The sequence below is a fragment of the Jannaschia sp. M317 genome (assembly GCF_025141175.1).
Taxonomy (GTDB): Bacteria; Pseudomonadota; Alphaproteobacteria; order Rhodobacterales; family Rhodobacteraceae; genus Jannaschia.
On record NZ_CP081155.1, the window covers coordinates 2095541 to 2107209 of the forward strand.

At 61.7% G+C, this 11669-nt stretch carries 9 protein-coding genes and 1 tRNA gene; 4 read left to right on the forward strand and 6 right to left on the reverse strand.

The genetic code is table 11. The annotated features are described in order from the left end of the window. Window positions 1-67 precede the first annotated feature (67 nt). Together K3551_RS10780 and K3551_RS19945 are read right to left on the reverse strand one after the other, a co-directional pair. The gene (locus K3551_RS10780) at window positions 68-574 is read right to left on the reverse strand and encodes a molybdopterin-dependent oxidoreductase (protein WP_259913125.1); all 507 of its coding nucleotides are present in this window, start codon (window positions 572-574) and stop codon (window positions 68-70) included. A gap of 182 nt (window positions 575-756) precedes the next feature. Beyond that, complete coding sequence (locus K3551_RS19945) at window positions 757-2148, reverse strand: sugar transferase (protein ID WP_311199724.1); 1392 nt, start codon at window positions 2146-2148, stop codon at window positions 757-759. 241 nt (window positions 2149-2389) lie between these two features. On the opposite strand from K3551_RS19945, the gene K3551_RS10795 reads away from it, so the two are divergent. The 3 genes from K3551_RS10795 to K3551_RS10805 all read left to right on the forward strand — a co-directional run bounded on the left by K3551_RS10795 (window position 2390) and on the right by K3551_RS10805 (window position 5919). Next, window positions 2390-3004, forward strand: coding sequence for a response regulator transcription factor (locus K3551_RS10795; RefSeq protein WP_259913127.1), 615 nt, complete (start codon window positions 2390-2392; stop codon window positions 3002-3004). A gap of 108 nt (window positions 3005-3112) precedes the next feature. Further along, on the forward strand, window positions 3113-4585 hold the full coding sequence (locus tag K3551_RS10800; protein WP_259913129.1) for a hypothetical protein: 1473 nt from the start codon (window positions 3113-3115) through the stop codon (window positions 4583-4585). Between the two features lie 23 nt (window positions 4586-4608). Further along, complete coding sequence (locus K3551_RS10805) at window positions 4609-5919, forward strand: O-antigen ligase domain-containing protein (RefSeq protein WP_409197427.1); 1311 nt, start codon at window positions 4609-4611, stop codon at window positions 5917-5919. A 72-nt stretch (window positions 5920-5991) separates the two neighbouring features. Here K3551_RS10805 and K3551_RS10810 read toward each other — a convergent pair whose 3' ends face one another. The 3 genes from K3551_RS10810 to K3551_RS10820 all read right to left on the reverse strand — a co-directional run bounded on the left by K3551_RS10810 (window position 5992) and on the right by K3551_RS10820 (window position 10263). Beyond that, entirely contained in the window at window positions 5992-8307 is a 2316-nt protein-coding gene (locus K3551_RS10810) for a mechanosensitive ion channel family protein (RefSeq protein WP_259913133.1), read from the reverse strand. Between the two features lie 695 nt (window positions 8308-9002). Beyond that, window positions 9003-9935, reverse strand: a complete 933-nt coding sequence (locus K3551_RS10815; protein ID WP_259913134.1) for an IS5 family transposase — start codon at window positions 9933-9935, stop codon at window positions 9003-9005. 238 nt (window positions 9936-10173) lie between these two features. Beyond that, window positions 10174-10263 (reverse strand) — tRNA-Ser (locus K3551_RS10820). 126 nt (window positions 10264-10389) lie between these two features. Here K3551_RS10820 and K3551_RS10825 point away from each other — a divergent pair. Continuing rightward, complete coding sequence (locus tag K3551_RS10825; RefSeq protein ID WP_259913135.1) at window positions 10390-10863, forward strand: DUF302 domain-containing protein; 474 nt, start codon at window positions 10390-10392, stop codon at window positions 10861-10863. Here K3551_RS10825 and K3551_RS10830 read toward each other — a convergent pair. Then, window positions 10860-11669, reverse strand: coding sequence for a LysR family transcriptional regulator (locus tag K3551_RS10830; protein WP_259913136.1), 810 nt, complete (start codon window positions 11667-11669; stop codon window positions 10860-10862). The two genes, K3551_RS10825 and K3551_RS10830, sit on opposite strands and share 4 nt — an antisense overlap.

An 11669-nucleotide genomic window follows, 5' to 3' on the forward strand; every position in this document is an offset into this window, starting at 1 on the left:
TTGCCAAGTCGCATTACGCTCCTTTCCACCTTTCCGTCCGGGCGGCACGCGCCGTCTTGGACAACGCCTACTCGACCGCCTCGATGCGGTCGAGCTGCCAGATGCTTCGAGAATAGATCACTTCGCTACGGTATTCGGACGTGCTGTCGTAGGGGTAGATGACCCAAAGCGGACCCTTGTCGCGCACCGACATCGTGTTGCCGTCCATCCTGTAGGCAATGATCGGCCCACCCTCCACGGCATCGGACAGGGGGATTTCGACGGTGTAGTCATTGATTGCCGTGGCCTTCAGGGTCGTTCCGTCGAGGCCCAGACGCTCTGCCAGAATGGCCAGAGACACTCCCTGAAAGACGTTTTCGCCTTCGGTCCAGATTGTCGAGGTTTCGATGACCGAGCTGTCCAGCGCTTCAAGCATGGCCAAGTCGAACACGGCGCTTTGGTCGACGTTCACCACGTCGACCAATCCGGTGACGGTCAGGATCACGTCGCCCTCGGGCGCGGCAAGGTCGTTGGCCCAAACAGGCACGGCGGATATGGCGACGAACGCCATGGCGTGAAAAACTGCGCGAGGCATTGGCTATCCTTTGCTGATCCTCCTGACATGACATGAAACCGGGTCCGTTCCCAACGGGTCAGACGGATAGCACCCTATCCTTTCGGATAGGGTAGGGGGATTGGGCACCCTGTATCCTTGGGGGTGGAGGGGTTCGTGGGGGGGGCGGGGCCATGGTCTTGTTCCGCCTTGACCGCCCCGGGTCAGTACGCCCCCCGACCGGATGCAACGGCCCCGAATGTGCGCAGGATGAGAACAAGGTCCACAAGCAACGTCCGGGATACGGCATAAGAAATGTCCATTTCGACCATCTGATCGAAACCGATATTCGCGCGGCCGGATACCTGCCAGACGCCGGTGATGCCAGGTTTGATGGCAAGCCGTCCAATGGCCCGTTTGGGGTAGGCGGCCACTTCGCTGGGCAATGCAGGGCGCGGACCGACAATGGCCATGTCGCCGCGCAGGACATTGAGAATCTGTGGCAATTCATCGATCGAGTATCGGCGGATAAAGCGGCCAATACGCGTGACCCGTGGGTCGTTGCGGGATTTGAAGCACACACCTTTCCGGTCCGAACTGGCGAGCAATTCATCCCGGCGCGTTTCCGCGTCGGTGGTCATCGAGCGGAACTTGAAGATGGTGAAATCCTTGCCATCCTGGCCGACACGGGTCTGCCGGAACAGAACCGGGCCCCGGCTGTCCAGCTTGATTGCGATCGCGGTCAAGAAGAGCACGGGGGACAGAACCAGCAGGGCGCTGGCAGACAATGTGATATCCAGCAGCCGACGCCGCATGTCCGCGGCAGGGGCGGGCACGACGACAGTCCTGGCCGCATGGGCCAGGAAGGCGAAATTGCCTGCCAGATACCGATTGGCCAGACGGCGCGGCTCTTGCGCCAGACGCCAGACCCATTCCATCTTGGCGCGCCGCACCGGTTTCGGTGCCCGCACGACCGTCCCCGCGAGGAAGTCAAACAACGCGCCGACCGCCAAAGTCAGCGAGGCGTTGAGGCGATGGGCGTGTCTGTGCAGCCAGATTTCCTGCATCGGTACGCCAAGCGCGACGAGAACGATGTCAGCCCCGCTTTCGTTGATGTCCGCGATCACGGCCTCAGGGTCCGCGGCTCCGGCAAAACCGTCGCGCGTTCCTGCGATGCGCAGGCCGGGGATCGTGTGGATCAGTTGACTGGCAGCCGCGTCCGCCGTGCCGGGCCTGCCACCGAACAGGTAAACCGATTTACCCATCTGTGCGGCGCGCTTCAGCAGGGCGGGAACAAAGTCCGTTCCGTTCAGGTTTTCGGTCAGTTTCTGACCCGTCATCCTGGCCGCCAATTCGATCCCGATGCCGTCGGGTAGCAGGACATCGGCTGCAGCGACGGCGCGTTTGTACTCGGCGTTCCGACGGCGGATATTGCAGCAATGTGCGTTCATGAAGAACGCTCGGCGTTTGCCGGGGGAAAGCAGGTATTCGGTCGTCGTTCCGGTGGTGGCGTCGACCAGATCCAACCCCAAGGCGGCAAGATGCGCCGTCGCAAGACGTGGCATCGTAACGGCGGTTGCGAGGTCGACCTGGTCGGAAAAGGACGTGTGTTTCATGGCGTAAGTCCCTGAGGTTTTGAAGTTACCCTCAAGCTGACGAAAGCCGCGTCCTGGCTCAACGAATCGAACGGACAGGCCGACAGGCCTTTGGTGAACGATGCTTTCCTTGTGGCTTGGCGACCTATCCCAATGAACAGGTTCGCCTCCGAATGCGTCGTGCCTTGCATCAGGGAAACGACAGTGTTTTTCCGTGCAACGTTTCGGACCAGGGTCTAGATGTAAGGAAAAGGACACTTCGATGCGCGTACTGATTGCCGACGACCACGATCTGCTTCGCGACACCTTGGTTCTCTTTCTGCAGTCTCAGGGCGACATCCAGACCAGCACCGCCGCCGATCTGGCTGGTGCATGCAAGCTGATCGAAACAGGAGAACCGTATGACCTGGTTCTGCTTGACCTCAACATGCCCGGAATGAACGGGCTTGAGGGGTTGAGGCGCGCGCTCGCACTGGGGGACGGACAGCGCGTGGCCCTGCTTTCCGGGGAGGCAACGCGCGAGATCGTCGAGCAGGCGCTAGAGGCAGGGGCGGCTGGATTCGTGCCCAAGACATTGCCCGCAAAATCCATGGTAAATGCTGTGAAGTTCATGGCCATGGGCGAGCAATATGCGCCCATCGATTTCATGACCGCCGCAGAAGAGTCGCCTTCGCACCCGTTGGCTGACAAGCTGACCCCGCGCGAGCTTCAGGTGCTCAAGGGATTGACCGAGGGCAAGTCGAACAAGGAGATCGCCCGAGATCTGGAAATCACGGAGCCCACGGTCAAGCTCCACATGAAGACCTTGTACCGGAAGGTGGGTGCCGCAAACCGGACTCAGGCCGCATTGATCGCCAGAGAAGCAGGGCTGTTCTGACCTATCCCGATGGATAGGCAGACGCTCCAATGTCCTCGGTCACCACACTTGCGAGCACACGCCAAGCCGTATCCAGACGGTTAGGGTCATCGGCAAAGGAGATGCCCGATGACGTTGCAGGACACCAATGCCGGTTCAACAGTCCACCCACCAAGAAAACGCCGCCTTTCGCTGCGCCGGTTTCTGGTGGGCGGACGCATTGGCGACCTTGGACGTTTCCCACGCTATCTCGCGTTTGCCCTTTTGGGTGGCACGCTGATTTGGGCACCGATCACCGGCTATCTTCGCACGGCACCCCTGACCTTCAAGTCAAGCACCTCGCTGATCCTGCCCGGCTCCGGCGCATCCGCGTCGATGAATCTCAACGGTATCGGTCAGGCGTCGTCCTATGCGAACTCGGCTTTCTCCAGCAATTCGGTCAGCCCGACGGAAACCTACAAGCGGCTGATCGGCGCAGATCGGATTTTGGAGGCCGCGGCACAGTCGATGGGGTTCACCCGACAGGCGTTTGGCAAGCCTCGCATCAACCTCGTCGACCAGACGAGCCTGATCCATGTGGAAATCATCGGTGGCAGCGCCGAGGACGCACAGGCGCGTGGCGATGCCCTGCTGACCGCATTTTTTGCAGAGCTCGATGCCCTTCGGTCTGACGAACAGATGACCCGTGAAGACAGCGGCCTTGCGGCTATCGACGACTATCGGTCTTCGGTTGCTGCCACCCGGGAAGATATCTCCAGGTTGCAGCAGGAAACCGGGCTGATCTCTGCCGAACACTACGATGCCATCGTGGAATCGACCCGGCGTCTGGAAAACCGGGTTCAGGACCTTTCCGCGACACTCGACGAGAAAACGCAAAGTGTCGCCGCGCTCGAGGCCAGCCTCGGCATTCCGGCAAAGGCCGCCGCCGCTACACTCAAGCTGTTTGCAGATGCCGAATTCAATGCGCTTACCAACGAGGTTGGCGTCCAGGCTGCGGCACTGGCCAAGGCGCGCTCGCAGTTTGGCGAAGGCCATCCGACCGTTCAAAGCGCGAGCGCGGCACACCGTGCCGCGACCGCCGCCGTGCTGCGTCAGGCGGTGGCTGTCACAGGGTTGGACGCGGCGCAGCTTGAAACGCTGGACCTTGCGCCTGCTGGTGCACGTGCTGACCTGCTTGCGCAACTGGTCCGCATGGAAGCAGAACGCTCTGGCGCGGTGCGGGAACATGCCACGCTGTCGATGAGGCTGACGCGGGAGCAGACGCGGCAGGAAAACCTCGCTGCCGCCGCTGCGCGCCTTCAGGATCTGCAGCGCGACTTTTCTGTCGCCGAGGCAGTTTTTGCCACTGCGATCGCGCGCACCCAATCGACGAAATCCGATGTCTATGCGTCATACCCGCTGGTCCAGGTGCTGGAAAACCCATCCTTGCCGGATCGCGCGTCGTCACCAAACCGCAAACTGGCGATTGCCGCCGGTCTGGCGGCGACCTTGATGATGTTGCTCGGATTGCTTCTGGGATGGATGCGCTCTGTAATCATCGGACGGTTGGTTGGTACGCCCGTCGCACCTTTGGCGCGCGACGCACGCCAGGCCACGGCGTGACACTGGGCAACCTGGCCGAGCGCATGGTCTACAAGGCCATGACCCTCACCTGGCCGTTCTATGCTGTTGGCGCACTGTACGTAGTCGGCCCCGTGCTGGCCTGGATCCTTGGCGGGCTTGCTGTGCTCTCGCTCTATCTCGGGCCTGCGATACGGCAAGACCTGCGCGCGACGGGTCCTGTGCCACCGCTTGTCTGGATGTGGACTGCCGCGATGTGCGTGATGCTGGTGGCGCTTTGGGTCGGGCATCTGGACTGGGGGCTTGGCCTGAAGCAGACGATCAAGTCGTCTATCGGTTGGGCCAAGGGCTGGGCCCTGCTGGTGTTGTTTCCCCTCGCCGGGGCAGTCTTGCCCATCCGGCGGTCTGTCTTGATCCGGGGTCAATGTGTTGTCGGTGCCTGGACGCTGGCTCTGGCACCGCTTTTGCTTGTGGCACCTTACATCGGGTTGCCGGAACGCATCTTTACCTCGCCTCTCAAGGCGGTGGGCGGGCCGGGGCCTGAGTATTTCAGCGTCTTTCTCTACACATTCGATCCCGCAAGCTGGACACCCCGGTGGCAGTTCTACGCCCCCTGGTCACCTTTTGCGGCTCTGCTGGGTGTCCTCATGGTTTTGTTCGCCTTGGAAGAAACTGATCGTAAATGGATGTTTGCGGGTATTGGCGCGGGGGTCCTGATGATCCTAGCCTCGAAATCCCGCATGGGCCTGGTCGGGTTGGTGGCCTGCACGATTGCGCCGCGCATGATGCCGCTGATCCTGCGTGGGTGGGCGTGGCATATGACGGCCGCGCTGACTGCCTCGATGGCAGTTCTGGGAACGGCTTTGGTGACCCTCGCCCAGGACGCGGTGTCCACGTTCAAAGGCGCACGCGCCGACAGCACCCGTGTTCGTGAAACGCTACAGCGGATTGCAAGCGAACGCTGGCAGAACGAGGCCCTCTGGTTTGGTCACGGAACGGTTCACCCGGGATCGCACGCCGTGGAATACATGCCGATCGGCAGCCATCACACGTGGTACGGCTTGTTGTTCGTCAAGGGTCTGGTCGGGTTTGCGGCCCTGCTGGTTCCGATGTTGTGGCACACCAGTCTGGCAATGATCGATGCCGCCCGGCACCCGCGGGGGCGGCTTCCACTGGGTATATTGATGACAATCATCCTGTTGTCATTCGGCGAGAACCTCGAGATCGAGGCATACATGCTCTGGCCGGGTCTCGTGCTTCTCGGCATTCATTTGCGCGAAATGAACACCGATGTCTTGCCGGCCGTGGGTGACGGTCAGAATGCAAACGTTGATACCGAAGAATTCCAATATGAATGTAGTTCAAGATCAGAGTGATTGCCTCACCAACAGGTCATCAATGAGCCACTTCGGTTTCATCCGCAGCCCTAAGTGACTACTTGGAGAATATCACGGCCCCTCGAACAGACCCGCAGGTTTGTCGGCAGTGTCATTGTGGGCTGAAACGCTGGGTGCAAAAATAACCGTCCTCGTTGGGAACGCAAATTCCACGCCGAGATCGCGCGCCAGATCGACAATATCTGCGATCAACCGATGTTGCGCTTCGACCTGGGCGGGGTAGTCAGGCACGTTGAAGTATCCCGATAATTCAATATCCAGCGAAGATGAGCCAAACGACTTCAGCCCGACATAGGCCGTGCTCTGGTCCGCGTTCGGGTGTTCGAGATACAAGGCGCGCAACCTCTCCACGAAGGCGTCGAGTTTTTCGCGCGGCGTGTCATAGGTCAGACCAATTTCAAGCAGAATACGCCGTTTTCGCCTTTGACCCAGGTTGACGATGGCTTTGTCCGTCAACTGCGAATTCGGAATGATCAGGCCCTCATCGCCCAGTGTTCTCAGCCGTGTTGAGCGTAAGCCCACGCGTTCGACGTTTGCGAGGTTGCCATCAGCCTCGATCAGGTCACCCCGGCGAAAGGGGCGGTCGCTCATGAGGATTGCGCCGCTGATGAGATTGGAAACCGTTTCGCGCGCCGCAAATGCAAGCGCGACGCCGCCAATCCCCAAACCTGCGATCACACCCTCGTAGGGCAGGCCCGAGACATCCGCGATTGCAACGATGCTCGTTCCTACGACGACAACCTTCAAAACGCCAAAGATCAGAGATGTCGCGATTTCGTCCACAAAGCCCGGTGTCCCCTCGGCACGGCGCAGGAAGTATCCACCGATGATTTCGATCAGGATGTAGACCAGCCAACCAATTGCACCCGTTGTGATCACGGCCAAAAATACGGTGAAAGGTCCAAGGAGTGTTTGGGCCAAACCGACCCAGAGCAGGGCGATGATCGCCAGGCCGCTTCCAACCGCAAGCCCGGTGGGTTGGCCAAGACGCCTTGCGGCGGCAACCCGAACGCCACGCTCGGCGCGGCGCAGCGCAACGCTCAACACCCGGGAGAGGAGAGTTCCCGCAAACGAGCCAAGCAGGATTGATACCAATAGGATGACGGGCAGGCTAAGCCATTGCCAAAGATCGAGCGGGCCAATCCGGTGCAACAGACCGGGAGAGAACGTGCGGATCCGTTCGCGCAGTTCGAAGAAATGGGTGATCGGTTGGGCGTCGGGAATAGCGTCGGAGATCGGCAAATCCTGCATGGCTGCGAACAGATCGGGTGCCGTACGCATCGTCTCGGCCGTGAATGCCCAGATCTCCCCCTCGCCATCTGGTCGGGCAACGCGGTCGATGACGACCAATCCGACGGGGTGCCGGTAAAAGACAAAAGGCGCAGATCGCCCTGGGTCGTCCGATATTTCCTGCCAGGTCACAAAACCCGCTCTGTCGATGACCTGCTTGAGGTATTGTGCAAGCAGAGGGGCTTCAAAACTGTAGAACCGTTCCGGGACAAACGAGAGGTCGAGCCTTGCCAGCGCTGTTGCCGCGCCGCCCTGATCCCAGGTTCTTGCCCCCATAAGGAAATCCCTGATAGCGGCGCGCGGGCTGTCGGATCTCGCTGCGTTGAGCGCAGTGAGAGTAGGGTATCCGAGGGACGAGATCATCCGGTCCAGATTTCGTTGCAGATCGGCTTCTGTCGGCACGACGGCATACCAGGCCTGACCAACCATTTCGAACTGCAACACAAATTCGTAGTCCGCCGCTGCCGGACCAATCCCGAACTCGGCCGTCTCGCCTTCGACGACCCTTGGTGCGTCGTATATTCGGAACGTGGAAAGATCGATCAATGTCCAGAGCAATTGCCTGCGGCGACGTTCCTCACGCGAATCCGTGGGATCCCCGGCGTAGAGCAGCAATTGATTGAACGAGCTGACAGCAGCGATGTCACCGCCGTAGGATGTGGCATTGCCGAGGTCGACCAGCCGCCGCAGAAGCTCTCTCGGGTTGGTCGGAGGCACATCGGCTTCGGCCTGGGACGCTGCCTCAGTGACCCGACGGCCATTCCAGTACTCGCCACCGGTAAACCGCCCCGTGAAAGTCTGCCCATCTGCGGAGAGCGCGAAGACCGCAGGCCCCTCTGTTCCGTCCTGGCGCCACACGCCCCGCAACAGATGCCCTTCGATCTGGCCCTCGATCTGGCCATCGCCGGGTGTATAGGTTCCGGTCACACGGTCTGCATCTTGATGCAGGGTCATCCGTGCCTCGCCGTCCCGCCAGTATGTATTCCAGTTGCCGGTCCAGTCGTCGGCATCCTGAGCCAGCGCAACGCCCGAGATGCAAATGAACATCAGGCCAATTAGATTAGCGAGGCGAGTCAAGGGGTTGCTTTCTCCGGCTCAGGTGGTCTGACGATCTTAGTCGTTTTGAGGCCAGCTGTCAGATCGTTTTGCCAATTCAAGCGTCCCCCCTGCAGCCCGCTATCCCATTGCCCGCGCGACGAAGGGCATGCCACCCTTTGCCAGCGCCATATCGGCCTCGGCTGAGATCAAGGAGTCGGCGGTTCAACTGCCCCTTCGATCCTTGAGCCAGCCACCGACGTAACCGCCGATGGCACCTGCAGGAACAAGCATCCACAAAGACGCAGCCATTTCCAGCCCAAGCATCCGTGACAAAAAGAAACGCGCGGTCACGGCAACAGCTCCGACGATCGCGTACGTTAGTGGTGTTCCGATGCCCTGTCCTCTCCGTGCGGCAAATCTTTTGGCTTCCGTGAGATTTCCGTGGCCGAAGACCGGCCACGTTCCCAGCGAAGCATCTACAGCGATCCCTCGTCCGTGAGCGACACGATGCCCGCTGTCGAGCCGTCGCGATAGGCAAGGCAGCGCCAGGGAGAGGTGGCCAGGCAAATCTGAACAGATGAGTCAGGTGGATTTTCTGCTTCCAATCCGGCAGCTTTGTCAGGACGAAGGAGCGAAGACGACATGACGACCCAGACGGAACCACAGCCCTGCCTTGCCAGGGCGGTGTTGCATTACCCTCGCTTGAGGCGTGATTGCCCCTTACCCCACTGACGTCATGCCCCGCGCACGCTCTCGGCGGTGCCGAGAGCGTTGAAGCTATTCATAAGGGCGATGCGGATGTGGATTTCGGCGGTTTGGCGGTCGGGGTCTCTTGCCATGATGCGCTCGCCGAAGGCTTTCAGGCAGCGCATCCTCGCCTCGATCCTGCTGCGGGCATGGTATCCAGTCCAGCGCTTCCAGAATGCGCGCCCGTAGTATCGTGTTGCACGCAGGGTCTCGTTCCGGGCGCGTGCCGCAGAACAGTTCTCTTTCCACAAGCGTCCGTTCTTGCGGATCGGGATGATGGGAACGGCTCCACGCTTGATGATGGCCGTGTGGCAGCGGCGCGTGTCGTATGCGCCATCGGCGGTCACGTTGCCGATCTGCTCTGCTTCTGGGATCTGGCCGAGCAGATCGGGCAGCACGGGACTGTCACCGTCGCGGCTGGGGGTGAATTCCACGGCGCGGATGTCGGATGTGGCCGGGTCCATGGCCAGATGGACCTTACGCCATTGGCGTCGGCCTTGCACTCCATGCTTGCGCGCCTGCCATTCGCCGTCGCCGAGGAACTTGATCCCGGTGCTGTCCACGAGCAGGTTTAGCGGGCCGTCCGCGCGGCGATAGGGAACCTGCACGGCCAGGGTCTTTTGCCTGCGGCACAGCGTCGAGAAGTCCGGCACCGGCCAGTCCAGCCCTGCCAGCTTCAGCAGGCTCCCGACCATCCCGACGGTCTGGCGAAGCGGCAGTTTGAACAGCACTTTGATCGACAGGCAGAACTGGATAGCCGCATCGGAAAACACTGGCGGGCGTCCCGGCCGACCGCCATGCGGCGCGCGCCGGGTCATGTCCTTGTCGATCCAGATCAGCAGCGATCCCCGCTTGCGCAGCGACGCGTTGTAGCTGGACCAGTTCGTGGTGTGATAGCAGGCTGGAGACAGCTTGCTCATGCACTGCGTCTAACGCCATGGATTCGCGAAGTGAATCCTTCGTCGTGAGGCTTGTGCAACGACGCCAGCTGAACACTAAACCGACGCAGGCAACAGCTCCAGAGACTATCGGCCCGGAGAGAACGCTTTAGGCTCACATGGCACGGAGGCTGGTGAACATCCCCTCCCGCATAACCCTCGAAAACAACGGAAAAATCCGGCCGCAGCTTGGTCGGGAGAACGCTTTCGCGGGGGCAAGTGGCGGACAGGAAGGGATTCGAACCCTCGAGACGGTCTCCCGCCTACGCACTTTCCAGGCGCGCGCCTTCGACCACTCGGCCACCTGTCCGTTGGCGGGTCTATGATAGAGGGGGAGGGGGGTGCAAGACCCTGATTGCGCTTTTGTGAACGCAGCGCCCTTGTCGTCCCGCATGGGTGCCGTGCAGGGTGCGGCGTCCAACCTCCGGAGGCTCTGATGTTGCTGAAAGCCGTGTTCCTGTCCGCTGCCCTGGCCCTGCCGGCTGCCGCGCAAGACGTCGCCGACATGGCCCCGCGGGCCGGCTGGTCTGTTACGCCCACGGCCAAATCCTTCGATGATCTGGTGGCTGCGACGCGGGGGGCTGCCGGGGCAGGCAAACTGGCCGTCGTCACGATGGCCGGGCCCACCGGGGCGGCGGCGAGCCGTGGGATCGAGATCCCCGGAAATCGGGTGATCGGCCTCTACAACAATGATTTTGCCGTCCGTGTCCTGCGCCTTTCGACGCCCGCGATGATCGAGGCCCCGATCCGGGTCTATGTCACAGAGAACGCCGACGGAACCGCAACGCTTAGCTACAAATTGCCGTCCGAGGTTCTGGCCCCCTACATTGCCGATGCCCCCGCCTTGGCCGAGGTTGCAGCCGAACTGGACCTGGCTTTTGCCGCCGTGGCTCTGGCCGCGACGCGCTAGCGCAGCAATTCGGCAAGCCGCCCGGCTTCGACATCCAGGGGCGTGCCGCTTCGGGTGACCAGAACAAGATCACGCCACAGCGGCAGGGGCGTCAGGTCCACTGGCTGCCGCGCGCGGGCCAGATCAACCTCTGGCAGGATCGTCCAGCCGACGCCTTCGTCGAGGCAGGATAGAATCGTCTCCACGTGGTCCAGAACGATACGGGGGTGGTCCTGGGCGTCGGACACCTCGGCGGCGATCAAGCGCCCGATGCCTGTGCCTGGTGCGAAATGCAGGAACGGCAGGTCGCGCGCCCCTGGGCAGGCACGGGCAAAGCGGTCGCGCGACAGGCGGGTGTGCCGCAGACCGCCGGGCGGCACGCCGGTCGCGGTCACCACGGCCCCGTCCAACGCGCCGCTGGCGACCTGACTTTCCAACCATTCCGACAGTCCGGTGCGCAGGTCGAACCGGGCGTGGGGCAGGGCGTTCGGTGCCGTGCGCAGGAACCGTGGCAACAACCGGGCCCCGGCACTGGCCACCAGGCCCAGTTTGAACCGCCCAGCCAGCACCGCGTCGGGGTTGGTCAGCGCGCGCAAGGCGGTCTCCGCCGAGATGACGTCCTCTGCCGCGTCCGCCACGCGCCGCCCCAAGGGCGTCAGGCGGGGTGGACGCACTGACCGGTCGAACAGCGCGCCGCCCAACCCCTCTTCCAGCGCCTTCATCTGCATCGACACGGCAGACAAGGTCATGTGCAGACGCTCTGCCGCCTCGCCAAAGGACCCAAGCCGGGCAATTTCGCGCAGGGTGCGCAGGTCTCGGTTCTGCAT

Bases quoted from the DNA above. Each gene is read 5' to 3' on its own strand.
- K3551_RS10780 (WP_259913125.1), bottom strand. From the start codon at position 574: ATGCCTCGCGCAGTTTTTCACGCCATGGCGTTCGTCGCCATATCCGCC.
- K3551_RS19945 (WP_311199724.1), bottom strand. From the start codon at position 2,148: ATGAAACACACGTCCTTTTCCGACCAGGTCGACCTCGCAACCGCCGTT.
- K3551_RS10795 (WP_259913127.1), top strand. From the start codon at position 2,390: ATGCGCGTACTGATTGCCGACGACCACGATCTGCTTCGCGACACCTTG.
- K3551_RS10800 (WP_259913129.1), top strand. From the start codon at position 3,113: ATGACGTTGCAGGACACCAATGCCGGTTCAACAGTCCACCCACCAAGA.
- K3551_RS10805 (WP_409197427.1), top strand. From the start codon at position 4,609: ATGGTCTACAAGGCCATGACCCTCACCTGGCCGTTCTATGCTGTTGGC.
- K3551_RS10815 (WP_259913134.1), bottom strand. From the start codon at position 9,935: ATGAGCAAGCTGTCTCCAGCCTGCTATCACACCACGAACTGGTCCAGC.
- K3551_RS10825 (WP_259913135.1), top strand. From the start codon at position 10,390: ATGTTGCTGAAAGCCGTGTTCCTGTCCGCTGCCCTGGCCCTGCCGGCT.
- K3551_RS10830 (WP_259913136.1), bottom strand. From the start codon at position 11,669: ATGCAGAACCGAGACCTGCGCACCCTGCGCGAAATTGCCCGGCTTGGG.